Below are 24,665 nucleotides of genomic sequence, written 5' to 3' on the forward strand. Positions count from 1 at the left end.
CTCGACGAGGAGAAGCACGCGTGCGTCGCCAGGCCGCGCAACAGGAGCCGCGCGGCGCGGCATGCGTCGGGAGCCCCACGATGGCAGCTCACCGCACGCGGATGACACCGCCGCGGACGCGGTCCTCGTGTTCCGGCCCACGCGTCACCTGAAAGCGCGTCTCACCAGCGAAGAGGCCAAAGTAGAGCGTGTAGTCGCCCGGGGTGAAGTTGGGCTCGAGCTGGAGCTCGTGGTCGTCCACGACGACGTCGCCCGGCTGCCACAGGCTGAGCGGGTAACGCCCCTCGATCACGGGATGGTCGCCGTTGTACCGGCGCTGGAACCCGTCGATGTGAACGAACATCTTCCAGTTGCCGGTGACCGGCCGGTGGACCCGGAAGTACGTCCGCAGGTGGTAGCTCTTCTGAGGGACGACGCTCGATACCTTCTGGCCGTCGTCGTCGGTCAACTCCCAGCCGAGCACCTCCAGCTGATCCTCGAACATCGCGTCGAGCGGGTTCTCGGGAGCGGCGGGCTCATCGAGGACGACGCGGCCGAGCCAGCTCTCGTTCGGCCTGCCTCCGAGCTCGTTCGACGCAAGAAGGATCTGGCTGGAGCGGCCGTCGAGGACGGGCAGGTTGCGCTGGTAGCGCTTGCGAAAGAGGCTGTTCAACCGGGGCAGATCGTCGGACTTCACGACGAGCCAGCGGCGAGCGGCGGGAGCGTCCGGAACGGCGGTGCCGTCCACGGAGCTCCCCGCGGCGGTGAGCCAGTCGAACGCCTGCAGGACATCGGTGAACGAGGTGACCTCGCCGCCCTGGTAATAAGCCGCCGTGCGGCTCCGGACGCCGAGCGTCGCGAGCGGCTCGCCGGGCTTGCGAAGCGACTCGTAGGACGCGAAGACCTCCTTCGGCGAGAGCTGGGCCGCGAGCGCCGGATAGTACCAGAAGCTCAGCGCGAAGCCGGCGACGAGGCCGGCGAGCGGCGTGCCGACGGCGCGTGGGACGGAAGCGCGCGCGACGGCGTGGCGGAACGCGTCGCGCGCCACGAGCAGCAGCACGGGGCTCGCCGCGAGCAGCATGGGCAGCGCCCACCAGGCGTTCATCCCGTACGCGGCGAGGTGGTTCGGCATCCTCGCCACGGTTCCCCACCCGATGCGCTTGCCGACGAAGAGCATCGCGCCGACACCGACGAGCGCGGCCTCGATGACGATCAGCAAGAAGAGCAGGTTGCCGTTCCAGATGCGGGCGAGCTCCGCGGCGCCGGCGCGCACCTCGTCGAGCAGGCGCCGAGCCCACGCGCCGAAGCTGCGATCGAGGTCGCGGGGCTGCTCTTCGAACCAGCTGAGCGAGACGAGGCCGGCGAACGCGAGCAGGACGAAGCGCATCGCCGAGGCCGCTTCGCCCTCGAAGCTCTTCGGGAAGACGGGCTTGTCGACAGAGAAGACGCTGAGCGCCCTGTCCGGTGAGGTGACGAGATCGCGGTAGAGGACGAAGGCGAGCACGGCGCAGCCGACGGCGAGCGCTCGCGAGGAGGGGGCGCCGCGCTCGAGATCGCGGATGGCGAGCGCGGCGATGGCGGCGAGGAGCGCGGGGCCGCTGAACGGGAGCGCCCCGGCGTGCGGCGCGAGGAGCGCAAACGCGCCGTAAGCGAGCGCAGACGTGACGATCAGGGCGATCCGGACGCCGGCCTCGCGATCGAGGCGAGGGGCGACGCCCTCGCCCGCCCGGTCCGCGGCGGGGGCCCGGAAGAGCCGGCCGACGGCGAACGGCAGGAAGGCGCTCCACGGGAAGAGGGCATGGCCGAGCTGGCGCAGCGTGAGATCGAACGTGGACTCGACAGGCGGCTTCTTGAGGAGCGCCACGCCGAGGGCGCGGGGGAGCGGCTCGCCGGCGCTCGAGCTCGCGAGCACGAGGGCGCCCTGCGCCGTCGCCGCGACGCCGAGCACCAGCGCGGCGGCGCCCACGAGGTCGCCCAGCGTGGGCCTCCGGCCTTCCGGCTCGGGCCAGGCGCCGGACGTCCGGAGCAGGACCCAGGTCAGGCCGGCGCCGAGCGCGGGGACGGCGACCCCGATCAGCAGGCCGCGGCTGAGGTATCCGGCGACGACGCCGAGGATCCCCACGGCGAACCACGCGGCCGACGCGAGCCGGGCGCCGCGCTGCGCCCCTCGCCCGCCCTCGAGCAGCGCGCCGATCAGCCCGCAGAACGCCATCGTGAGCGCGGCCATCGTGACGATGTCGCCGAGCAGGGTGCGCGCCTGCATGACGTAGAGCGGCATCGTCACGAGCACCGCGACGCCGTACAGGCCGGCCCTTCGATCGACGAGGCGGGCGAGGAACTCGTAGAGCACGAGCGCGCCGGCGAGCCCCCACAGCGCGAGCGGGAGGCGCCCGGCCCAGTCGTGCAGACCGAACACGCGGAAGCCGAGCGCCATCGAGGTGAACCCGAGCTCGCCCATGCCGAGATCGGTCAGGGTCGGCAGCTGCCCGGAAGCGTCCGCGAGATCCAGGCCGCGCGCGCCGAAGACGTGGATGGCGATGCGGCGGGCCAGGTCGGCCCGGTCGAGCTCGTAGGGGTCCCAGATGCCGCTCTTGCCGACGAGGGGCAGCAGCGCGAGGGCCGCGAGCGCGAGGGCCGCGAGCCTCGCGAGGCCGGCGCGCCCGCTCCCGGCGGCCACGGGGTCGCGGTCCATGGCCGGCGCGTCACCGATCTCAGCCGAGCGCGCCTCGAGAGGGGGTACCTCGGCGCGGGGCGGGGCTCCGCTCGCGTGCGGGTCGGGGGCGGCGGGCGGGGCTCCGCGCTGTGGGTCCCCTCGGTGGACGCTCGACATGCAGGGCATCCCCTTACCGCCTTCGCGCGCGCGTGACCACGGATCGTGGGGAAGCGTTTGTAGCCCCCTTGGGCGTCTGCTATCGCGCGCGGCGTGGTGAAAGCCCGTCCCCAGAGCGCGCCCCAGGGCGCGAAAGCGCGCCCGCAGGCGCCGAAGCCCGCCTCGGCTTCCCGCGGCCCCCGTCCTGCCGAGAAAGACAGCCGAGGCAGCCGTCGAGGAGCGCAATCCAGCGAAGCCCCCCGGGCGAGCGACGCGGCGATCCCGCGAGGTCGCCCCCCCCGGCGCGAAAATCAGGCTCACGCCGACGACAAGTCGCGACGTGCGAGCGAGCAGGGCGGTGCGACGCGCGCTGCCGAGCCGGGCAAGGAGCGGCGGGCCGGCGCGACGCGCGCTGCCGAGCCGGGCAAGGAGCGGAAGGCCGGCGCGACGCGCGCTGCCGAGCGGGGCGAGGGGGGCGAGGGGGGCGAGGGGGAGAAGACGGCCAAGCAGAGGGGCTCCGCGGCGCGCTCCTCCGGCGCGGCCCGCGGCCGGGCAGGGCGTGGGCCCCGCGCGGGCGGTGGCGCGGAGGGTCGACCGCTCCCGGACGGGAGGGCCGCCGGCCGAGGCGCCACGCAGCAGCGGCGCAAGAAGGCCGCCGAGCCGAGGCGGACGGAGGAGGCCGACGCCGCGCTGCCGAAACGATCCGGGCGCGTGGCCCTGGTCGGGCGCCCCAACGTCGGCAAATCGACGCTGCTGAACGCGGCGCTCGGCCATCCGCTCGCGATCGTTTCGCCGACGCCTCAGACGACGCGCGACGCGATCCTCGGTGTCGTGCACCACGGCCCGGCGGAGATCGCGCTGCTCGACACGCCCGGCCTTCACCGGCCGCGCACGGAGCTCGGGCGCGTGATGAACCAGGCGGCGCGCGAGGCGGCGCGGGGCGCCGACGTGATCGTGTTCGTGACCGAAGCGCCGGATCCCGCGCGCCTGCCGAGGCGCGTGAAGGAGGACGAGGACGGCCCGCCGCTCGCGCCGCACCCGGGCGATCTGACGTTGCTCGCGGACCTGGGGAGCGAGGCGCCGGTGGTGTTCGTGCTCAACAAGGTCGACAGGATGCGGGACAAGGCGCTGCTCTTGCCGCTCCTCGACGCGTTCGCCAAGCTCCGGGATTTCGCGGCGATCGTCCCCGTCTCGGCGCTGCGCGAGGACGGCGTCCAGCGCGTGCTCGACGAGGTGGCGAAGCTCTGCCCCGAGCGGGACTGGGGCTTCGCGCCCGATGAGCTCACCGACAGGCCGACGCGCTTCTTCGCCGCCGAGTACGTGCGCGAGCAGATCCTGCGCGCGACGAAGGCCGAAGTGCCCCACGCGAGCGCCGTGCAGATCGAGCGCTACGTCGAGCCGACAGGCGAGGGCGCGCTGCACATCGACGCGACCATCCACGTGGAGCGGCCCGGGCAGAAGAAGATCCTGATCGGCGCGGGCGCGGAACAGCTGAAGCGCATCGGCACGGAGGCTCGGCTCCGGATAGAGGAGCTCGTCGGCCGGCAGGTGAACCTCAAGCTCTGGGTTCGGGTGACGCCGGAGTGGCGTGAGTCGCGGGAGCGGCTGGACGAGCTCGGTTACAACAAGGGAGAGACCTCGTGAGCGCGGCAAAGCCAGCCCTTTCCAGATCGAACAAGCGCAGCCAGGGAGCTGCTGGACGCGGGCGGACAGCGAAGAAGGGCGACGCCCCCGAGAAGAGGGGCGGCGTCGCTCCCAGGAAGGGCGCGGCCGCCTCCGGCAAGGGCGCTGCCGCTCCCGGAAAGCGCGCTGCGGGGCCCGGCAAGGGCGCTGCCGCTCCCGGAAAGCGCGCAGCGGCGCCCGGCAAGGGCGCTGCCGCTCCCGGAAAGCGCGCAGCGGCGCCCGGCAAGGGCGCTGCCGCTCGCGGAAAGAGCGAAGCGGCGCCCGGCAAGAGCGCCGCCGGATCGAAGAAGGGCAGCAGATCCGCCCCGGGCAAGGGCCGCGCTCTCTCCGAGCCGATCAGCCACGAGGCGGCGGAGGAGAGGGAGGAGCTCGCGGCGGAGCTCGCCGAGGAGGTCATCGCGGCCGCCGAGGACGCCGCGGCCGATGCGCCTGCGCTGCCCCCGTCGGCCGGGATCGTGGCGCTGGTCGGGCGGCCCAACACCGGCAAGAGCACGCTGTTCAACCGGCTGATCGGCAAGCGCATCGCGATCGTGCACGACGAGCCCGGGGTGACCCGCGATCGCCACTACGGCGACGTCACCTCGCGGGGACGGCGCTTCACGCTCGTCGACACGGGCGGGTTCGACCCCGAGAGCGATGATCCCATGCGGCAGGGGATCAAGCGGCAGATCGACCTCGCCATCGCCGAGGCCGACGTCATCGTGTGCGTGCTCGACGCCGTGACGCCGGTCACGCCGTCCGAGCACGCCGAGCTCGGCCTGCTGCGCCGCGCCGGAAAGCCCGTGATCTACGTCGCCAACAAGGCGGACTCGCCGAAGGCCGAGGTGGAGGCGGCGGAGCTGTACCGCCTCGGGATGGAGCGGCTCATCCCGATCAGCGCCCTCCATGGCCGCGGCATCTCGGATCTGGAGATGGCCATCGAGGCGGCGCTCCCCGCGAAGCCCGCGGCGCCCGAGGAGTCGGCCGAGGGGGCGCTCCGCATCGCCATCATCGGGCGGCCCAACGCGGGGAAGTCGTCGCTCGTCAACCGCATCGCGGGCGAGGAGCGCATGCTGGTCGACGCGACGCCCGGCACGACGCGCGATCCGATCGACACGCTGGCCGAGCGCGACGGGAAGCGGTTCCTGCTCATCGACACGGCCGGCATCCGGCGCAAGTCGAAGGTGACGAAGGAGGACAGCGCCGTCGAGGCGGTCAGCGTGATCCACGCGATCCGCGCCATGGAGCGGGCGGAGGTCGTGCTCCTGCTCTGCGACGCGGCCGAGGGCGTGGCCGAGCAGGACGCCAAGATCCTCGGCCTCGCGGTCGATCGCGGGTGCGGCGTCGTGATCGGCCTCAACAAGATCGATCTCCTCGACCGCAAGACGCTCGCCAAGGCGGAGCAGGACGCCCGCGACAAGCTCTCGTTCGTGCCGTGGGCGCCGATCGCGCACGTGAGCGCGCGCAGCGGGCGCGGCGTGGCGAAGCTCATCGAGACCGCGGCCCAGGTGGCCGACGCCTACCGCAAGCGCGTGCCCACCGGGGAGCTCAACCGCTTCTTCGAGCAGATCCTGCTCACGCACCCGCCGCCCACGCACGGCGGGCGCGCGCCCCGCCTGTTCTTCGTCACGCAAGCCGAGACGTCGCCGCCGCTGTTCGTCGTCGTCGCGAGCGATCCCGACAAGCTCCACTTCAGCTACAGGCGCTACGTGGCGAACCAGCTCCGGCAGGCGTTCGGGCTGGAGGGCGTGCCGGTCCGCGTGAAGTACAAGGAGCGCAGGCGGCGAGGGTAGGCCGGGGGCAGCCCAGCTGCCTCCTCCAGACCGTCTCCGAGTACCGCAGGACAGCCAGAAGAACGGCCGAGCTGCCCGTGGCTACCCCGCCGCCCCGGGCAGCGGCGCCAGCACGTCGGCGATCCTCGCGAGGCCGGCCACGTCGTGGATGTCGTACGGGAACGCCGGGACGTCGACGCGGACGCTGCCGCCGCTCTGCTCGTCCTCGAGCGCCGCCTCGAGGGCGATCAAGTTCAGCTGATCGAGCTTGCCCATGCGGCTCTCGTCCTTCGCGGCCTGAAGCAGGCGCGCCGCGGCGCCGGAGGCGAGCGCAAGGCTGCTCCCGTCGAGCGCGGCGGCGATCTCGCCGACGCCGGGGAGCGCGCCGTACACCGGGTGGACGCGGTTCACGACGAACGCGTCGCGACGCATCTGCTGCTCGCGCAGGCGATCGGCGAAGTACAGCACCTCGCGCACGCAGAGCGGATCGGGCGTCGTGACGAGCACGTAGGCCACGTCGGGGCCGCGGAGCGCCGACGCCACCGCGTCCGCCCGCTGCTTCCAGCCGCCGAAGACCGCGTTCATCTCGCTGATGAACGCCGCGATCTGCTCGAGGAAGCCGCTGCCGGTCAGCTTACCGATGCCCCGCAGCACCGCGGCGGTCGAGCGCGCCAGCAGGTTGAGCGAGAGCTTGCCGGAGCTCTGGAAGGCCTGCACGAACCACCGCGTCGCCGCGCCGTCGATGGCGCCGACGAGGCGCTCCGGCGCGTCGAGGAAATCCAGCGCGTTCGCCGTGGGCGGCGTGTCGAGCAGGACGAGGTCGTAGCTCGGGTCGCTCCTGACGGCGTAGAGCTTCTCCATCGCCATGTACTCCTGCGTGCCCGCGAGCGACGTGGAGATGTACTTGTAGAGGACGTTGCCGAGGATCCGGTCGCGCTGCTCGGGCGTGGGGGCGAGCGACGCGACGAGGCCATCGAAGGTCGACTTCGTGTCGAGCATCATGACCGTCATCGAGCCGGGCACGTCGACCCCCGCCCTGGCGAAGCGGGCGGGCTCGATCGTCTGCGCCTCGGTCGTCATCTCCTCGAGCCCGAGGCTCTGGGACAGCCGGCGCGCCGGATCGATCGTCAGGCAAAGGACGCGCTTGCCGCGGCGGGCGGCGGCGAGGCCGAGCGCTGCAGTCGTGGTCGTCTTGCCGACGCCGCCGCAGCCGACGCAGAGGATCACCCTGCGGGAGGCGAGCAGCGGGGCCAGACCGGCGTGGTCTGCCTGGAGGGACGCGTCGGCGGCGGGCGGGCTGTTCCGAGGGGGTGCGAGCGAGCCGGGCATTGCGCGCGACCTGAGGCCGCGGCCCCTTGTAGCACGAACCGGAGGGGCGCGAGCGCCCAGCCTGCGGCGTCGTGACCGTTCGGCCTGCGGCGAAGCGACTGCTCAGCTTGCGGCGCAGCGACCGCTCAGCCTGCGGCGTCGCGATCGCTCAGGCGGCCGCGCGAAGAATGCGCAAGCACCCCGCAGCGGCCCGGGCAATGGAGACGCCACGCTCCGACGTGCCGCCACGGCCGCAGAGCAGCACCTCGCCGCCTTCCACCGAGAGGCTCTGGACCTCGACCTCGGCGGTGAGCGTGGCGATGCGCGAGCCGACCGCCGCGCTCTGCACGGCGTCCGGGTTGGCGAGGAGCGGGGCGTAGGCGGCGAGCTCCTCGCACGCCGGCCACGCGCCCGCCCCGGCGACGAGGCAGCCGCTGTCGTCCACGAGGACCACGACGTCCAGGTTCGCCTCGGCGCGGGTCGTCGAGAGCTGATAGTGCAGCGCGGTGACCGGATCGTCGCTGCGGCGGCGCCGGCGCTCGGAGGTGGGGATCCCCTCATCCAGGGCCGACGTGCCCTGCTCGATCGAGGGCGCGCCGGGATCGACCGGGCGCTCTGCGCGCCCTCCCGGCCTGCCGCCGCGCTGGGCGCCAGCGCAGCCGTCCGACACGGGCTGAGGCACAAGCTGCTGGTTCGATAACGAGAGCGACACGAACACCTCCTCGACGCGAAGGATGGTCGCAGCGCACGAGGGCGGCCAACTTTGCTAAGTTCGGATCGACGATGCGCGGCTTCATCGATCTGCACTCCCACTGGGTCGCGGGCGTCGACGACGGCGCCCGCACCGTCGAGGAGAGCCTCGCCCTCCTCACCGCGCTCCGCGGCGCCGGGTTCGACACCGTCGTGGCGACGCCGCACATGCGCCCCGGGATGTTCGACAACACCCGGCAGGGCCTCCAGGCCGCCTACGACGCGACCTGCGCCGCGCTGCGGGCCGCCGCCGGCGCGCGCGACCTGCCCGCGCTCGAGCTCTCGTCGGAGCACTTCTTCGACGACATCGTCTTCCAGCGCCTCCTCGACGGCAGCGCCCTCCCCTTCCCGGGCGGCCGCGCCGCGCTCGTCGAGTTCCCGACCCGGAGCTTCCCCGCCCGGGCCGCGGAGCGGATCTTCGACCTCAGCCGCCGCAAGCTCCGCCCCGTCATCGCCCACCCGGAGCGCTACGAGCCCGTCTTCGACGACATCTCCTCGCTCGATCCGCTGCTCGACGCGGGCGCGGTGCTCCTCCTCGACGTCGCGGCGCTCACCGGCAAGTACGGGCGCACCCCCCGCCGGGCCGCCGAGCAGCTGCTCGAGGCCGGCTACTACTACGCCGCGTGCAGCGACGCCCACGCCGCAAAGGACGTCCCCGACGTGCGCGACGGCATCAAGGCCCTCTTCGCCAGGGTCGGCGAGGAGGAGGCGACCTTCATGCTCCTCGACGGCCCGCGCGCGATCCTCGAAGGCACCGTCGACCCCTGAGGCCGTGATCCGCCCGCTCGCTTGACGGGCCGGCGCCCATCGCTATAAGCGAACGACACGTTCACTATTCACCATGGCGCAGTACCTCAAGGACGACGTCCAGGAGAGCATCACCTCCGCCGCGCTGACGATCTTCGCGCGGAAGGGGTACGAGAGCGCGACGATGGCCGAGATCGCCCGTGCGGCCGGCGTCTCGACGGGCAACATCTACCGGTACTTCGCGAACAAGGACGCGCTCTTCTACGGGATCATCGACGACGGCTTCGCCCGCGCCTTCACGATCCTGCTCCGCCGCCGCGTGAAGGCGCTCGACGGCGTGGAGGACGCCCGGGCGCTCCCGCCGACGGCCGCCTACCACCTGATCTCCGAGGAGCTCCTCCGCTTCTGCATCGAGAACAGGCTGCGCGTCGTGATCCTCCTGGGCCGGGCCGGCGGCTCCAGGTACGAGCGGTTCTCCGAGGAGACCGCCGAACGCCTCATCGCGCTGGCGATCGAGCACTTCCGCAACCTCGACCCATGCCTCTCGGTGACCGACGCGATGCGGTTCAACCTGGACCAGATCTACCAGGGCTTCATCAGGACGATGGTGAACGCGCTCGCCCGCTTCGAGGACGAGACCGCCATCCGAGAAGCGGTCCACGGTTACTCGAAATACCACCTTGCCGGACTCAGGAGCTTCTTCGTGTAAGCTTCGCTTCGCCTCGCCTCAAAAGTGAACGAACCATTCACCCATCGAGCTCGACCCCTCGCGGAGGCGGGGGGCGCAAGGAGGCCCATCATGCTGGAGAGCACGCTTGATCTGCCCGTCGAGGCGCGCGCCGTCCTCGAAGAAGAGGCCGCGCTCCTCGAGCGCGTGCGCGCCGCGCTGGACCGGGCGCAGGAGCGCGCCGCGCGCGCCTTCGGGCGCGCGCCGCGCGAGCTCAGGTCCGTCGCGGCGCTCCGGGAGCTCCGCGACGAGGCCGCCGCGGCCTCCGTCGACGATCTGCCGGCGGTGCTCCTCGAGATGAGCGTGCGGCAGCGCCTCATCGAGCAGGAGCCCAGGGAGGCGCTGCCCGACCCGCTCTGCCCGTACCTCGCCCACCTCCGGGTCGACGAGGGCAAAGGGGCGAAGGACTACCTGCTCGGCCACGCGACGTTCCTGGATCCGTCGGCCGACGTGCGCATCCTCGACTGGCGCGTCGCGCCGGTGGCGCAGATCTTCTACCGGTACCGCGAGGGCGACGAGTACGAGGAGACCTTCCCGGGGCGCGTGGCCGAGGGCGTGGTGAAGGCGCGCCGCATCGTCGTCGTGGAGCGCGGCGCCCTCACCCGGATCGTCGGCGACGGCCTCGTCCTGACGCGGCGGGGCGACGGGCGATGGATCCTCGCGGAGCGCGCGGCGCTCGCCATGCAGCCGGGCGGCGCGGGCACGGCCGCCCGCCCCGGGAGCCTCGGCGTCGGCGCCGGCGCCACGGACCAGGCGAGGGCCGCGGAGGTCACCGCCCTGCTCGACGCCGACCAGTACGCCGCCGTGTGCGCGCCCCCCGAGCAGCCGCTCCTCGTGCTCGGCAGCGCCGGGAGCGGCAAGACGACCGTCGCGCTGCACCGCCTCGCCAGGATCGCCGCGCTGGATCCAGCGCGCAGTCCGCTCTCGGCCATGAACGTCGTCGTCCCCGAGGAGGGCCTCGCGCGGCTGTCGCGCCGCCTGCTCTCGCCGCTCGGCGCGGGGGAGGCCCAGGTGAAGACGCTCGACGCCTGGTCGTCCGCGACCGCGCGCGAGGTCTTCGGCAAGCCGATCGCCCTGTGCGACGATCCCCCGGCGCTCGTCTCCAGCCTCAAGCGCCACCCGGCGCTCTACCGCGCGCTGCGCGAGCGGTTCGCCAGGCTCGCCCCGGCGAGCACGACGCTCCCGCGGCTGCGCCGCCGCCTCGCCGACGTCTTCACCGATCGAGGGTTCCTCGAGGGCGTCGTCGCCGCCTCGGGCGGGGACCTCCCCCGCAGCGCGATCGAAGAGACCGTCCGGCACACCCTGCTGCAGATCGCCGAGCCGCTCGACCGGCAGCTCGCCTCGATCACCGTGGCCTCGATGAAGCGGGCGCTCGACGGCCGCGCCGTCGCGGAAGGGACGCCGGACGAGCTCGCGGGGACGCTCGACGTCGACGATCTGCCGATCCTGCTCTTCCTTCGCGCCGCTCGCCGCGGCCTGGACGGGGCGGGGTGGTCGCACCTCGTCCTCGACGAGGCCGAGGACTTCTCGCTGTTCGAGCTGTTCGTCCTGGGGAAGCTCCTTGGCGAGACGCGCAGCGTCACGCTCGCCGGCGACGAGGCGCAGCAGACCTCCTCGAGCTTCGCCGGGTGGGACGCGGCGCGAGCGGCGCTCGGCGTGGGCGACGCGGCGACCTGCCGCCTCGCGGTGTCGTACCGTTGCCCGCGGCCGGTGGCGGAGCTCGCGCGGCGGCTCCTCGGCGAGCTCGCGCCCGAGGCGCCCGCGCGCGCGGCCCGGGACGGCGCGCCGGTCGGGCTCTTCCGCTTCCCGAGCGAGGCGCAGGCCCACCTGTTCCTCGCCGGCGCGCTCCGCGACCTCGTCGGGCGGGAGCCCCGCGCCTCGGTGGCCGTCATCGCGCGGGACGCGGGCGCCGCGCGGGAGCTCCACGCGCTGATCGCGGAGCTGCCGGAGGCGAGGCTCGTGCTGGAGGGGGCGTTCTCGTTCGAGCCGGGCATCGACGTCACCGACGTGGACAGCGCGAAGGGGCTCGAGTTCGACTACGTCGTCGTGCCCGACGCGACCGCGGCGGCGTACCCGATGAACCACGAGGCCCGCCGGCGGCTCCACGTCGCGGTGACGCGGACGTCGCACCAGCTCTGGCTCATCTCCGGAGCGGCGTGGTCGCCGCTCCTCGGCGACGTGGCGGTGAGCTGACGCTCGCAGCGGCGCCCTGCGGGCGCGGCCCGGTCGGCGCGGAGACGGCGGCGGGAGGGAGCGGGCAGTCCCTCACCGCCGCGGTCCCGGCGAGCGCGACCCCGAGGACGGCGGCCCCGAACACCAGCAGCGCCTGCAGCCAGCGCCGTGGGGCGCGCGGAGGCTCCACCTCGTCGTCGGCCGAGCGGTCCCCAGGATCGAGCGACTCGAGCGCGGCGCGCAGCTGCTGCGTGCGGAGGTGGGACGCATCGCCCAGGATCTGTCCGAGCCAGCTGGCGACGAGCGCGTCGTTGCCCGGGTTCGCCGCGCCCGGGATCGCCTCCTCGAGCGCACGCATGAGCTGCGCGGCCGTCGCCGTGCGCGCGGTGGGCGACTTGGCGAGCGCCTCGGAGACGAGGCGATCGAGCGCAGGCGGGATCGGCTCGGGCGGCGGCGGCGCGCTCAGGCGCTCCGCGAACCCGCGCCGGGACGGGACCGCGCGCGACGACAGCGGCGCGGCAGGCCGCTCGCTCGCGATGTGGGTCATCGTGCTCTCGCTGTCGTCGGCCTGGAAGGGATGAGCGCCCGACAGCAGCTCGTAGAGGAGCACTCCGACCCCGAAGAGATCGGACCGCCGATCGCACGGCTGCCCCCGGATGTGCTCCGGCGCCATGTACGGCGCGCTGCTCCGGAACAGGAACGCGCCCCCCTCGCCGCCCGCCGCGCCCGCCGCGCCCACCGTCAAAGCGCGGCCGCCGTCGCCGCGCAGCGCCGAAGGCCGTCGCTCGGACATCCGCCCTTCCTCGAGCCTCGCGATGCCGAAATCGACCATGCGGACGAGCCCCTCGGACGTGATGAGGACGTTGTCCGGCGAGACGTCGTAGTGCAGGAGCTCCCGGGGGTTTCCGCCCTCGTCCCGCAGCTCGTGCGCGGCGTCGAGGGCCGCGCAGATCTGGTAGGCGAGCCTCGCGGCGACGAGCACGGGCGCCGGGCGCCCGCGCGCGGCGCGCAGCACCGACGAGAGCGGCTCCCCGCTCACCCACTCCATGGCGTAGAAGAACGTGCCGTCCGTCTCGCCCAGATCCACGACGGGCACCACGTTCGGGTGCCTGATGCGCGCGGCCAGCGCGGCTTCGTCGAGGAATGTCCGAACGGCGTCGGGATCGGGCGAGAGCTCCGGGCGGAGCACCTTGATCGCGAAGAGCCGCTGAAACCCGTGCTCCCGCCTGAGCCGCGCAGCCCAGACCTCGCCCACGTCGCCTGCGGCCACCCGCAGGACGAGCTCGTACCGGCCCAGGGAAAACCCCGGGAAATAGCGCCCCCCGCCCCCCACGCGGAAGATGTGGCCCACGGTTGAAGAGCCCGCCAGTGCTCCCTGTGTGCGACGATCACGATTGTTGCCCTGGTTGTGAGACTCGACCTCAACCAGGAACTACTTCCGACCGCGACATCACCGCGCTCCGGAGCGCCTGCCGGGCCGACCCGTCGCGCGGACATTTTCGGTCCTATCCGGGATGCGGGGGTCTTGATTCCTGAACAGCCGGACAGTAAAGCTGCCGGAAACTGTTGCCTCGCGCGGCGTGGGTCCACCTCCGCGGTCCCCCCGTCGTCGCCCCCCTCCCATCGCTCCCTCCCGAGGTACGCATGAGTGACGAGAAGAACACCAAGCAGAAGTCTGCCGCCCTCGAGCTCGCGATCGCCAGCGTCGAGAAGGAGTACGGCAAGGGGGCGATCATGCGCCTCAAGGACGGGCAGACGCTGCACGACGAGGTCGCGGCCGTGCCGAGCGGCTCGCTCGGCCTGGACATCGCCCTCGGCATCGGCGGCTACCCGCGCGGCCGCATCGTCGAGATCTACGGGCCGGAGTCGAGCGGCAAGACGACCCTCACCCTCCACGCCATCGCGGCCATCCAGCGGGCGGGCGGGACGGCGGCGTTCATCGACGCCGAGCACGCCCTCGACGTGAACTACGCCAAGAAGCTCGGCGTGAAGACCGACGAGCTGCTCATCTCCCAGCCCGACTACGGCGAGCAGGCGCTCGAGATCGCCGACATGCTGGTCCGCTCGAACGCCGTCGACATCATCGTCGTCGACTCCGTCGCCGCGCTCGTCCCCAAGGCCGAGATCGAGGGCGACATGGGCGACAGCCACGTCGGCCTCCAGGCCCGGCTGATGAGCCAGGCGCTCCGCAAGCTGACCGGCACGGTCTCGCGCTCGCAGTGCCTGCTGATGTTCATCAACCAGATCCGGATGAAGATCGGCGTCATGTTCGGCAGCCCCGAGACGACGAGCGGCGGCAACGCCCTCAAGTTCTACGCCTCGGTCCGGCTCGACATCCGCCGCATCGGCGCCATCAAGGAGGCCGCCGCGGGCGGTAAGGAGCCGGCGGTCGTCGGCAACCGGACCCGCGTCAAGGTCGTGAAGAACAAGATGGCTCCCCCGTTCCGCGAGGTCGAGTTCGACATCCTGTACGGCCAGGGCATCAGCCACAGCGGCGACGTCATCGACCTCGCGACCGAGGCGAGCATCATCGAGAAGAGCGGCTCCTGGTTCTCGTTCCAGGGCGAGCGCATCGGTCAGGGCCGGGAGAACGCCCGCACCTACCTCGAGCAGCACCCGGCGATCCTCGACAAGATCGAGTCGATGGTCCTCGCGAAGCAGGGCATCTCGCGCGTCGGCGGGGCCGCCCCGACGAACGGCGCCGCGAGCCCCGGCCCGAAGGGCGGAGCGGCAGCGGCCGAGGCCCCCGCGCAGGCCAAGGGTCGCGGCGAGGCAGCCTCGTCCGGCCAGGACGCCCGCCGTCCCCCGGGCAAGACGAACTGACGCCGGCCGCCACCGACGCCATGCACCTCTACGTGATGCGGCACGGCCCGGCGGAGGAGCGGGCGACCAGCGGGCGCGACGCGGACCGGAGGCTCACCCCCGAGGGCCGCGAGCGCGTGGCGCGGGTCTCGCGCGAGCTCCACCGCCTCCGGGGCGGCGCCCCGCTGCCGCTGGTGCTCGCGAGCCCCCTCGCGCGCGCGAGGGAGACCGCCGAGATCGCGGCGCCGATCTGCGGCGCGCCGCAGGTCGAGCTCCGGGACGAGCTCGCGCTCGACGCCGGGCTCCCGACATCGCTGGTCGCCGCGCTCGCCCGAGGCGGCGCAGATGCGCTGCTCGTCGGGCACCAGCCGAACGTGGAGCACCTCGTCCGTACGCTCCTCGACACGCCCGGCCGGGGCGCGACAGCGCTGCTCCCCGCCGGCTTCTGTACTGCCCTGGTCGTCGCCCTCGAGCCGGAGCCTTCCCAGCGCGCGCAGGGCCGCTGGCGCATGGCGCAGATCCTCGATCCCCGGGCGCTCACCTCGCGATGAGGGAGGCGCTGCGCACGCGCCGTCTCATGGCGGGAGAGAGAGCAGGAGCAGAAGACGCGCGTCCGAGGCGGAAGGCGGCCCGACTGGAGCATGCGCTCGTGGCCTTCACTACAAACACATGAATTTGCAGAGGAAATCCAGATCACCGGCGAGCGGCGGTCGGGGCGCCCTCCCTCTCCCTCCGGAGGGGCCGGCCACCCGCTTGCATAGTCACAAATCCGAATGATTTCGATGTTCTCGGCCGCTCGCTTGACAAGGATCCCACCCGAGAATACGCCCAAATAAGGAGGATTGAGATGGCGGGACAGATGGCCTTCCCCTTCGCTCAACCCCCTCCAGGCCGTCTGTCGCGCAGCGGTGGGAAGGGCGCGGCGCGTACTTCCCTGTTGCCACGTGTCTCCCGGGCGGTCGTCCGGGTGCCGGACCCACGCCATCATCCGATCGACATCGATCTGCCGCCGGGGCAGCCGCACATCTACGTGCACGAGGGGGCGCGCCAGGCGCTCATCCGGCGGCTGGAGCTGGCCCAGAAGCGGCCGGTCCTCCTCTCGGTGACCGACAACTACCGGCAGATGATCTCCTCCTCCCTCCGGGAGGGCATCCTGCAGGCGCGCGTCCACCACATGTTCCTGGATGCGCCGGCGCTCGTTCAGGAGGCGCTCGTCCGGTACGTCGTGACGCAGGACCGGGCCGCCTCGCTCGTGGTCGGCCAGTACATCGACGAGAACGGCCATCGCATCCGGGCGAGCCGGCCGGTGAGCACGCCGCTCTCGACGCAGGGGCGGACGCACGACCTGCTGCTCCTGTTCCAGAAGCTGAACCACGGCTACTTCGGCGGCGGGGTCGACGCGCTGATCACCTGGGGCAAGCGGACCAAGGCGCGGAAGCCGCGGCGCACCATCAAGCTCGGGAGCTACTCGGCGGTCGAGCGGCTGATCCGCATCCACCCGGTGCTCGACCGGCCCTGGGTCCCCCGCTACTTCATCTGTTACGTCATCTACCACGAGATGATCCACCACGTGATGCCGGCGAGCCACGGCAACGGGCGCCGGATGCTCCATCCGCCCCATTTCCTCGCCCGCGAGCGGCTCTTCCGCGACTACGAGCGCGCCCTCGCGTGGGAGAAGGACCACGTGGGGCGGCTCCTTCGCACCTGACGCATCCATCGCCTGCGGACGCACGGCATCCGGCGGCGCCGAGCGACGAGCGCGACCAACGCGAGGAACCATTGCGCGAAGGTGCGGCTGGCTCTAAACCGGCGAACCCCCGTGCGGGCCGCGCCAGCTGGCGCCCCGTGGGCGACCCCGTAACCTCGAAAGTGTGGAAGGCCAGCGTGCAGGAGATTCTCACCCAGGAAGCGAGCCCGAAGCGGGCGATGGAGGCCCTCGAGTGGGCCGTCCAGCGAGCAGAAAAGGCGGAGGCCGAGCAGCCCGAGGCGGGCGCCGAGCCACGCGCCTCGTCCAGGGTGATCTCCGGGCGGCCCGCCGACTTCAAGGCCGCGACCGCCGCCTACCTGCCCGATGTCCGCAAGATGCTCGACCGGGTCATGATGAGCGACGACGCCGAGGCCGGGCTCGACGCCCTGCTCGAGTCGGGCGCCCTCGCCGCGATGCTGCCCGAGGTCGAGGCGATGGTGGGCTTCGGCGACGGGGAATGGCGCCACAAGGACGTGTGGAAGCACACGAAGCAGGTGGTGCGTCAGGCCGTCCCGAGGCTCGAGGTCCGCTGGGCGGCCCTGCTCCACGACATCGGCAAGACGAGGACGCGCTCCATCTCGCCGACGGGCGAGGTCCACTTCTTCGGTCACGCCGAGGTCGGCGCGCGCATGTTCGACAAGATCGATCGGCGGCTGCCGCTCTTCACGAAGGAAGACGCGCTGAAGAACAGCATCCGCTTCCTGATCCTGCACCACCTCCGGGCGAGCCAGTACGACGCGTCGTGGACCGACAGCGCGGTGCGCCGGTTCGCCAAGGAGATGGGCGGCTGCCTGAAGGACGTGCTCGACCTGTCGCGGGCGGACATCACCACGAAGCGGCCCGAGAAGAAGCGGAAGGGGCTGAAGCAGATCAGCGAGCTCGCCGAGCGGGTGCTCCAGGTCCAGACGGAGGACGCGGTGGTGCCGCCGCTGCCGAGCGGGATCGGCGACGCCATCATGCACGCGTTCGGGCTGCCGCCGTCGCGGCGGATCGGCGAGATCAAGCGCGCGCTGGAGGAGGCGGTCGAGGCGGGCGAGGTGGCGTCGCACCAGGAGGCGGACGTCTACATCGCGTTCCTCCGGGAGCACGCGGGGCGGTTCGGGATCTGAGGGCGTAACGCAGAGCAGGGGCGTGGGGGGGGCCGACTGCCCGGCCCCCCGGGGGAGCGCTCAGCGCAATGGGGCTTCGCAGGTGAGGCAGCGCTGGGGGACGCCTTCCTTGTGGTAGTGCTCGCCGCAACGGCCGCAGAGGCGGGCGTCGGCCTCGAAGGCGATCAGCTTGTCGGTCGCCTTGCAGCGAAGGCCGGCGACCTGCGGCGGCTCCAGCGAGCGCACCTCGCCGGCAGCATCGTCGGGCGGAGGCAGCGCGCCTTCCTTGATGTCGGCCGCGCGGGCGGGGATACGCACCCTCGCCTCGGCCAGCACGCGCGCGGCCGCCGGGAGGTGCGATCGCAGCGGGATGGCGATCGCCGTGCCGCTGCCCTGGACCGTGAGCGCAGCCTCCGTGAGCAACAGGCCCGTGACATCGTGCCAGCCGATGCGCTCGATCTCACCAGGTCCGCTCTCGATCCCCACCCCGGCATCACCGACACGAAGCGACTTCATCGACCACTGACCGAAGAGCCCCACCGCCGCCCCGAGGAGCAAGGCGCCGAGGAGCAGGTACGTGGCCGCCGGGTGCGCGCCCGCGTCCTCGCCCCGGAACCACTGGCCATAGACACCCGCCCCGGCCAGCAGCGCCGCGACGGACATGCCGAGCATCGTGAGGCCGAGCTCGAGCGACGCCTTCGGCTCGAAACGTCGCTCGCTCCGCGGATCGGTCCGCTGTCGCAACACGACCTCACCGCCCTGCCCCGTGGTCCCTGAACCCTTGCGCCTGCGCTTCCCCGGTCTGTCGGCTGCCATCGGCGGCTTCCTATCGGAGGAGACGCCCGGACGCAAAGGGGCTCAGCCCAGACCGGCGCTCCGCACGAGCAGCCAGACGGGAGCCGCACCCCGCCCGCGCCGCAAGGACGGAGAGGTATGCTGGGAGCGCGATGCCCTCGATGCCCAACGCAGCGACGTACGTCCTGCCAGCGCTGGGCATCGGGCTCGCAGCGCTCGCGATCCTGGGGCCAGGCTCGCCACGCATGGCCACCGGCGTGCGGGTGTGGGGGACGCCCGTCGCCGGAAGCGAGGCGCTGGCGCTCCGCATCGAAGGGGTGCGCCGCCTCCACGGCGCCGACGATCCGGCGGCAATCCCGCAGATCGAGGTGAGCGCCACCTCCGCAGGGGCGCCGCTCGAGCGATGGACCGGCTCGCTCGACAAGGACGGCATCGGCGAGGCGCTGCTGCGCGCGCCGGCAGGGCTGCAGGAGCCGGTGACCGCGCGGATCGCGCTGGGCAGCGTCACGCTCCTGGAGCGGCAGCTCCCGCTGTTGCCTCCGCTCCCAGCGGCGGAGACGACCGCCCTGCCAGGCGCGGCGAACGCGACCGCGCTGCCAGGCGCGGCGCACGGGGAGCTCCGCCTGCAGGTCACGGTGGCGCGGGGAGCCCTGGCAGCGCCGTTCCCGGAGCGGGTGCGGGTCGCGATCGGGGCGCAGGACGGAACGCCCGCGGCAGGGGCGCGCCTCGAGGTGAGCACCGTCGGGGCGGAGCTCGTGGAGCACGGCAGCGGTCCGGCGCAGATCACGGCCGATGCGCGCGGCGCCGCGGAGCTCACGCTCAAGCCGCTGGCGCACACGGTCGAGCTCACGCTCCGCGCGACCCACCCGGGGAGCGCACCGCCGGGGACACGGAGCGCGAGCGGCACCTGGGAAGGGAAGCTGCCCGTGATCCCGGGAGCCGTCTGGCTCGATCCGGGCGGACTCGATGGCGAACGGCCCGAGCTCCGGTTGATCTCCCCGGCGCCGAGGCCGCGCGTCTACGTCTCGATCGGAGGTGCGCGCGGCCGTGCGCTCGGGGCGATCGTCCCCCTCGCGGCCGATGGGGCGGGCTTCTTCTCGGGGAGGGTGACGCTCCCGGACAGCCTCGCGCCCGGGGAGGCGGCCTGGGCGGTGGTCGCGAGCGACCCCTACGAGCAGGGCGCGGGCACGGTGGCCTGGCCGATCGCGTCAGCGGCGGCGTCCGCCTCGCCGCGGCGCGTGGAGCTGCTCGCGGACGGGATGCCGGCGGCCGAGGCGCGCGAGCGGGCGCGCGCCTCGCATGCGCGGCGCGCTGGGCTCCTGGTCCTCGCCGCGTCCGCTGTGGTCCAGGTGCTGCTGCTCGCGCTGCGATCCCGGACCGCGCGGCGCCGCCTGGAGGCGCACGTCGCCGACGCCTCGGGCGACGAGGGCAAGGACGGAACGCATGGCGCGCCGCTGTCGAGGGAAGATCGCGACCGGCTGCTCGCCGCCGTGCGGGCGGAGCCGCTGCTGTCGGTGCTCGCCCTCGCCGCGCTCGTCGGGCTCTCCTTCGCGGCGGTCGCGGCGCTCGCCACCTTCCGATGACCCGCGGGGGCGCGCCGCCTCGTGGATTTGATCCGCGGCGGGCCCCGAGCCGCTAGACTGGACGGCCAGGCGGCACGGGGCGGGAGGACGACAGACAGGGCATGTCCGAGCAGCAGCGGTACCGGGTCATCAAGCGCCTCGCCTCCGGAGGCATGGCGGAGGTCTTCGTCGCCGAGAGCGCGGGGATCGAAGGGTTCAAGAAGCAGGTCGCGATCAAGCGCGTCCTGCCGCAGCTCAGCAAGAAGGAGCAGTTCATCGCGATGTTCCTCGACGAGGCGCGCCTCTCGGCGCACCTCTCGCACTCGAACGTCGTGTCGGTGTTCGACATCGGCGTCGGCGACGGCACCTACTTCATCGTCATGGAGTACGTGGACGGCGCCGACCTGAGAGCGCTCCTCGATCACCAGAAGAAGGTGGGCCGGCCGATGACCGTCGAGGTCGCCGCCTTCATGGCCGCGAAGATGTGCCAGGGCCTCGCCTACGCGCACGATCTCGCGACCGCGGACGGAAAGCCGCTCCAGATCGTGCACCGGGACATCACCCCGGCCAACGTGCTCATCACCCGCTACGGCGAGGTGAAGATCGTGGACTTCGGGCTCGCGAAGGCGTCGAGCCAGCTCGCCGAGAGCGACGCGGGCATCATCAAGGGGAAGTTCGGCTACCTCGCGCCCGAGACGGTGCTCGAGCAGGGCGTCGACCAGCGCGTCGACATCTTCGCGCTCGGGATCATCCTCTGGGAGATGCTCGCCGGGCGCCGGCTGTTCCTCGGCGACTCCGACTACATCACGGTGCGGCTCGTGCGCGACGCGGTGATCCCGTCGCTCCAGCAGATCAACAGCGATGTGCCGCGCGAGCTGGAGCAGATCATCCGCCGCGCGCTCGCCCGCGACCCGGCGGCCCGCTACCTGTCGGCGCGCGAGCTCGGCCGCGACCTGACCCGCTTCCTCTACCGCTACGGCCGCCCGGTGAGCGAGGACGACGTCGCCTCGCTCGTGGAGCGCGCCAAGGGCGGGCCGGCGCGGGCGGTCGACGGGACGCAGAAGATCGCCGAGCTCATCGACATGATGCTCCTCGAGTTCAAATCGCTCACGAAGGAGCCGACCGCCGGCGGCAGCGGCCTGAGCCTGCTGCCCACCCTGGAGGGCGCCCCGATCCTGATGCACGGGGAGGAGCACCCGAGCTCGCCGCCCCCGCGCAGCGAGGGGCCGCTCGGGGGGCTCGCCGACGAGCTGGAAGGCCCCGACTCGCTCCACCAGGACGAGTCCTCTTCCTCGGTGACGGCCTGGTTCCGAGGGCTCATCCCGCGCTAGATCCCGCACGGGGAGGCCAGCGACGTGACGTCCGCGCCGCTGCGCCGTCCCCTCCCATGACCCGTCACCGGCCAGGGGGAGCCTTCCTCCGGCCCACAGCAAAGGCAAAGAGAAGATGAGCGTCGAGATTGGAAAGCCGTTTCCGCGCTTCGCGCTGCCGAACCAGGACGGCAAGACCGTGAAGCTCGAGGATTTCGCGGGCAAATGGCTCGTGCTCTACGTCTATCCGAAGGACGACACGCCGGGTTGCACGATCCAGGGCAAGTCGTTCACGGCCTCCAAGGCAGATTTCGACAAGGCCAACATCGCCGTGGTCGGCGTCAGCGCGGACGACGTCGCGTCGCACAAGAGCTTCTGCGACAAGTTCTCGTTCACCATCGACCTGCTCGCCGACACGGGCCACGAGCTGCTCAAGGCCGCGGGCGTCGGGCAGAGCGAGTGGAAAGGCACCCTGTACTGGGACCGGACGACATTCGTCATCGATCCGTCGGGCGTGCTGCGGAAGACCTACCTCAAGGTGAAGCCGGACGGGCACGAGCAGGCCCTCCTCAACGACATCGCGGAGCTCAAGGCCCAGGCCTGAAAGCCGCGGCCGCCTGCGGCGGGCAGAGCGCAGGGAAGAGGACACTCCACCTGCGCAAAAACTTGCTCACGCTGGATTTGCTGGCATGTCGCCCCTACCCTGTCGCCCTTGTGGCACCACGCCTTCCTTTTGCTCCCGGTCGAATCGTATCGCTCACGGCCTTCACGGCGATCACCGCGGTGGCGCTCGCGACCGCTGCCGCGGTGGGCGCCTGTAAAGGCTCGGGGGGCGGCGGATCCGTCGGATCGAGTACGGGCGATGCCAGCGGCTGTCCGATGGGGCCGAGACAGGCGCTGTTCACCATCACCGTGCGCGCGAGAGGCGCCACCGTCCCGCCGGACACCACCGTTCACATCGCGTGGAGCGCCGCGGACGAGCCGATCTTCGTCCTGAGCGATCCGACCACCTGGAAGACGCTCGACGAGGCCAACCTTGTGTGCGCCGTCGATCGCGCTCAGCCTCCTCCCGAAGCGCTGGAGGCGCTCGTCTGCGAGCTGTGGACGGCCGGGGTGACGTGGGTGAAGATCTCGGGGACAGGCTACGACGACTTCGAGCAGACGCTCGCGCCCGTCATGAACGACGAGTGCGAGACCTTCCTGCCGCAGAACGTCGATATCGAGCTCGTCCCGGCGGTCGACGCGGGCACGGGCGAGTAACCGGTAGCCGGAGGGCGCACCTGGGCGAGGTGATCGCTGCCAAGCCCGGGCGCCCTCTCCTGTCGAAGGCAGCATGCGCCCCCAGCTCCTCTTTCCCCTGCTCGTTCCAGCCTTCCTCTCCGCCTGCAGCTCAGCTCCCGAGGCGAAGGCCCCGGCCCCCGGCGGGCAGACGTTCCCCGAGGCGGTCGCGATGATGTGCGATGTCGACAGGAGAGCCGGGCTCGACCCGGAGGCCGATGCGATCAGCGTCGGGCAGATGCGGTCGGCGTGGATCGCAGAGCACGTGGAGAGCCCCGATGGAATCGAGCTCCGCACGATGCTCAGCGTGAAAGGGGCCGCGGAGCAGGGCGCGATGCTGCGCGAGGAGGCCAAGAAGGCAGGGATCGCGCGCTGCGCGCTCGCGGACTCGCTGGAGGCGGACGGGACAGGCGGGCTATCGCCATGAGGCGGCGGCCCTTTGAAGCATCTCCGGACATGATCACGGCTTTGATGCGCTGCTCCAGCTCTCCGCCGCTGGCCGCTCACGCTCTCACGAGGACATCTGGAGACCGTGTTTCATGGCCTCGTCGGGCCGCTTTCGTCCACCGTCAGGAGAGCACTTCCGTGGCATTCTTCGCTCCGAGAACGTTATCGATCCAGCGGTCGAGGGTCGTGATGTCCGTGCACGCCTGGATGCGCGCGCTCTCGCACTCGGCGAGCACGATCCCTGCGCGCGCGAGCAGCCGGAGCAGCGTGCCCCTCTTGGCCTTGAGCTCGCCCTCACGCAAGCCCTCAAGCTTGCCTCGATCGATGAGCTTCTGCGCGAACGGGGGGAAAGCTGCCTCGCCTTTGATCTGCCGTTCCATGACCAACGCCTCCAGAGCCCGCCGCATGGGCTCACGCAACCCGTTCCAGATGACTTGAAAATAGACCGCCGCGTGCTCCTGGTCGAGCCGACCGAGGGCGGCGAGCGCGGCCTGGACCACGGTGAGCCCGTTCGGCCCGTTGCCGTGCACCACGGCCGAGAGCACCGCGAGCTCGAGCTCTTTCTCAGCTTGGTCAGGGTCGGTGATCTCGGGGACGACCGCTGGACCGAGCACCAGCGGCTCGATGTGGCCCAGCCCCAGACCGAGGTCGATGTTCTCCGCCGCCCAGGTGGCCACGCCCGCGTCCGGCGCTACGACGATCCTCCCAGGGCTCACCGCCCCTGAACCGCGGCGGCCCCATCGCCCCCACCGCCCTCGCCACCGCCGACAAGGAGAGCCCTCACTTCGCCACGTGGCGCGCGCCTCCCGCTCTCGCGCCACCTCACTGGCTCCCCCTCCCCTCGCCGCCTATCCTGACTTCATGGCCGCGCCGACCCCGCTCCGCCTCGCCTGGGCGACCGACGTCCACCTCAACTTCCTCTCCCGCGAAGAACTCGCCGCCTTCTGCTCCACCCTCGCCGCAACCGCTTCCGATGCGGTCCTCTTCACCGGCGACATCGCCGAAGCCGAGAGCCTCCGCCCCCTCCTCGAGACCGTCGCCGAGGCCATCGAGCGCCCGCTCTACTTCGTCCTCGGCAACCACGATTTCTACCGCGGGAGCATCGCCGCCGTGCGCGCGATGGCCGCCGAGCTCTCGGCCACCTCCCCCTGGCTCAGGTGGCTCCCGTCGATCCCCCACGTCGAGCTCGGCCCGGACACCGCCCTCGTCGGCCACGACGGCTGGGCCGACGCCCGCCTCGGCGACTACGAGAGATCGCCCGTCATGCTCAACGATTACGTGCTCATCCAGGAGCTCGCCTCCCTCGACCGGCGCGGCCGGAGAGAGGCCTTGCACCGCCTCGGCGACGAGGCCGCGGAATACCTGCGCCGCGTCTTGCCACAGGCCCTCGAGCGATACCGGCGCGTCATCGTCGCCACGCACGTCCCCCCGTTCAAGGAGGCCTGCTGGCACGAAGGCCAGATCTCCAACGACGATTGGCTCCCCCATTTCACCTGCAAGGCCACAGGCGAGGCGATCCGCGAGGCCGCCGTGCGGCACCCGGAGCGGCGGATCGAGGTGCTCTGCGGCCACACCCACGGCGCCGGCGTGGCGGAGATCCTCCCGAACCTCGTCGTGCAGACCGGCGGCGCCGAGTACGGCGAGCCCGTGGTGCAAGGCGTCATCGCTACCGCGTAGGCCACCCTCGGGCCACGCGCCCCGGCGACCCGC

21 protein-coding genes are annotated in these 24,665 nt (G+C 72.2%); 15 read left to right on the forward strand and 6 right to left on the reverse strand.

Going from position 1 to position 24,665, the window contains the following annotated elements; translation table 11 throughout:
- Nucleotides 1-88: 88 nt before the first annotated feature.
- Complete coding sequence (locus tag WMF14_RS32810; RefSeq protein WP_437792666.1) at nucleotides 89-2,671, reverse strand: glycosyltransferase family 39 protein; 2,583 nt, start codon at nucleotides 2,669-2,671, stop codon at nucleotides 89-91.
- Between the two features lie 828 nt (nucleotides 2,672-3,499).
- Here WMF14_RS32810 and era point away from each other — a divergent pair.
- Both era and der read left to right on the forward strand, forming a co-directional pair.
- A complete protein-coding gene (era, locus tag WMF14_RS32815; RefSeq protein ID WP_437792667.1) occupies nucleotides 3,500-4,432 on the forward strand; it encodes a GTPase Era in 933 nt (310 codons plus the stop codon).
- Nucleotides 4,429-6,243, forward strand: coding sequence for a ribosome biogenesis GTPase Der (gene der, locus WMF14_RS32820; protein ID WP_437792669.1), 1,815 nt, complete (start codon nucleotides 4,429-4,431; stop codon nucleotides 6,241-6,243). The genes era and der overlap by 4 nt, the downstream gene beginning before the upstream one ends.
- An 81-nt stretch (nucleotides 6,244-6,324) precedes the next feature.
- On the opposite strand, the gene WMF14_RS32825 is transcribed toward der, so the two are convergent.
- Nucleotides 6,325-7,551 carry an ArsA family ATPase gene (locus tag WMF14_RS32825; RefSeq protein ID WP_437792671.1) on the reverse strand — a complete coding sequence of 409 codons (1,227 nt, stop codon included), beginning with the start codon at nucleotides 7,549-7,551 and terminating at the stop codon, nucleotides 6,325-6,327.
- A gap of 148 nt (nucleotides 7,552-7,699) precedes the next feature.
- On the reverse strand, nucleotides 7,700-8,242 hold the full coding sequence (locus WMF14_RS32830) for a hypothetical protein (protein WP_272094887.1): 543 nt from the start codon (nucleotides 8,240-8,242) through the stop codon (nucleotides 7,700-7,702).
- A 71-nt stretch (nucleotides 8,243-8,313) separates the two neighbouring features.
- Between WMF14_RS32830 and WMF14_RS32835 the strand changes: the two genes are divergently transcribed.
- From WMF14_RS32835 to WMF14_RS32845, 3 genes are all read left to right on the forward strand, one after another.
- Nucleotides 8,314-9,048: a tyrosine-protein phosphatase gene (locus WMF14_RS32835; RefSeq protein ID WP_437323938.1), complete on the forward strand. Its 735-nt coding sequence runs from the start codon at nucleotides 8,314-8,316 to the stop codon at nucleotides 9,046-9,048.
- 73 nt (nucleotides 9,049-9,121) lie between these two features.
- Nucleotides 9,122-9,736, forward strand: coding sequence for a TetR/AcrR family transcriptional regulator (locus tag WMF14_RS32840; RefSeq protein ID WP_437792674.1), 615 nt, complete (start codon nucleotides 9,122-9,124; stop codon nucleotides 9,734-9,736).
- A 90-nt stretch (nucleotides 9,737-9,826) separates the two neighbouring features.
- Nucleotides 9,827-11,947 carry an ATP-binding domain-containing protein gene (locus WMF14_RS32845; protein ID WP_437792675.1) on the forward strand — a complete coding sequence of 707 codons (2,121 nt, stop codon included), beginning with the start codon at nucleotides 9,827-9,829 and terminating at the stop codon, nucleotides 11,945-11,947.
- Here the strand turns inward: WMF14_RS32845 and WMF14_RS32850 are convergent.
- Nucleotides 11,895-13,277 carry a serine/threonine-protein kinase gene (locus WMF14_RS32850; protein WP_437792677.1) on the reverse strand — a complete coding sequence of 461 codons (1,383 nt, stop codon included), beginning with the start codon at nucleotides 13,275-13,277 and terminating at the stop codon, nucleotides 11,895-11,897. The genes WMF14_RS32845 and WMF14_RS32850 overlap by 53 nt on opposite strands.
- A 293-nt stretch (nucleotides 13,278-13,570) precedes the next feature.
- Here WMF14_RS32850 and recA point away from each other — a divergent pair, with 293 nt between their 5' ends.
- The 4 genes from recA (at nucleotide 13,571) to WMF14_RS32870 (ending at nucleotide 17,584) form a co-directional block, all read left to right on the forward strand.
- Nucleotides 13,571-14,749, forward strand: coding sequence for a recombinase RecA (gene recA / locus WMF14_RS32855; protein ID WP_272094893.1), 1,179 nt, complete (start codon nucleotides 13,571-13,573; stop codon nucleotides 14,747-14,749).
- A 20-nt stretch (nucleotides 14,750-14,769) separates the two neighbouring features.
- The gene (locus tag WMF14_RS32860) at nucleotides 14,770-15,279 is read left to right on the forward strand and encodes a SixA phosphatase family protein (protein ID WP_437792679.1); all 510 of its coding nucleotides are present in this window, start codon (nucleotides 14,770-14,772) and stop codon (nucleotides 15,277-15,279) included.
- A 296-nt stretch (nucleotides 15,280-15,575) separates the two neighbouring features.
- Nucleotides 15,576-16,436, forward strand: coding sequence for a hypothetical protein (locus WMF14_RS32865; protein WP_272094895.1), 861 nt, complete (start codon nucleotides 15,576-15,578; stop codon nucleotides 16,434-16,436).
- Between the two features lie 176 nt (nucleotides 16,437-16,612).
- Complete coding sequence (locus WMF14_RS32870; RefSeq protein WP_437792680.1) at nucleotides 16,613-17,584, forward strand: HDIG domain-containing metalloprotein; 972 nt, start codon at nucleotides 16,613-16,615, stop codon at nucleotides 17,582-17,584.
- 60 nt (nucleotides 17,585-17,644) lie between these two features.
- On the opposite strand, the gene WMF14_RS32875 is transcribed toward WMF14_RS32870, so the two are convergent.
- A complete protein-coding gene (locus WMF14_RS32875; protein ID WP_437792682.1) occupies nucleotides 17,645-18,379 on the reverse strand; it encodes a hypothetical protein in 735 nt (244 codons plus the stop codon).
- A gap of 140 nt (nucleotides 18,380-18,519) precedes the next feature.
- Here WMF14_RS32875 and WMF14_RS32880 point away from each other — a divergent pair, with 140 nt between their 5' ends.
- The 5 genes from WMF14_RS32880 to WMF14_RS32900 all read left to right on the forward strand — a co-directional run bounded on the left by WMF14_RS32880 (nucleotide 18,520) and on the right by WMF14_RS32900 (nucleotide 22,935).
- Nucleotides 18,520-19,941, forward strand: coding sequence for a hypothetical protein (locus WMF14_RS32880; RefSeq protein ID WP_437792684.1), 1,422 nt, complete (start codon nucleotides 18,520-18,522; stop codon nucleotides 19,939-19,941).
- A 101-nt stretch (nucleotides 19,942-20,042) separates the two neighbouring features.
- Nucleotides 20,043-21,251: a serine/threonine-protein kinase gene (locus WMF14_RS32885; protein ID WP_272094900.1), complete on the forward strand. Its 1,209-nt coding sequence runs from the start codon at nucleotides 20,043-20,045 to the stop codon at nucleotides 21,249-21,251.
- 115 nt (nucleotides 21,252-21,366) lie between these two features.
- Nucleotides 21,367-21,834 (forward strand): peroxiredoxin, encoded by a 468-nt coding sequence (locus WMF14_RS32890; protein WP_437792686.1) that lies wholly within the window; start codon nucleotides 21,367-21,369, stop codon nucleotides 21,832-21,834.
- 275 nt (nucleotides 21,835-22,109) lie between these two features.
- Entirely contained in the window at nucleotides 22,110-22,490 is a 381-nt protein-coding gene (locus WMF14_RS32895) for a hypothetical protein (RefSeq protein ID WP_272094902.1), read from the forward strand.
- A gap of 73 nt (nucleotides 22,491-22,563) precedes the next feature.
- A complete protein-coding gene (locus WMF14_RS32900; RefSeq protein WP_437792688.1) occupies nucleotides 22,564-22,935 on the forward strand; it encodes a hypothetical protein in 372 nt (123 codons plus the stop codon).
- A 142-nt stretch (nucleotides 22,936-23,077) separates the two neighbouring features.
- On the opposite strand, the gene WMF14_RS32905 is transcribed toward WMF14_RS32900, so the two are convergent.
- Nucleotides 23,078-23,671 carry a hypothetical protein gene (locus WMF14_RS32905; RefSeq protein ID WP_437792690.1) on the reverse strand — a complete coding sequence of 198 codons (594 nt, stop codon included), beginning with the start codon at nucleotides 23,669-23,671 and terminating at the stop codon, nucleotides 23,078-23,080.
- A gap of 145 nt (nucleotides 23,672-23,816) precedes the next feature.
- On the opposite strand from WMF14_RS32905, the gene WMF14_RS32910 reads away from it, so the two are divergent.
- Nucleotides 23,817-24,632 carry a metallophosphoesterase family protein gene (locus WMF14_RS32910; protein WP_437792691.1) on the forward strand — a complete coding sequence of 272 codons (816 nt, stop codon included), beginning with the start codon at nucleotides 23,817-23,819 and terminating at the stop codon, nucleotides 24,630-24,632.
- The last annotated feature ends 33 nt before the right edge of the window (nucleotides 24,633-24,665 follow it).

Origin of the sequence: Sorangium sp. So ce693, from assembly GCF_051521375.1 — a bacterium.
In the GTDB taxonomy this organism is placed as follows: Bacteria; Myxococcota_A; Polyangia; order Polyangiales; family Polyangiaceae; genus Sorangium; species Sorangium atrum.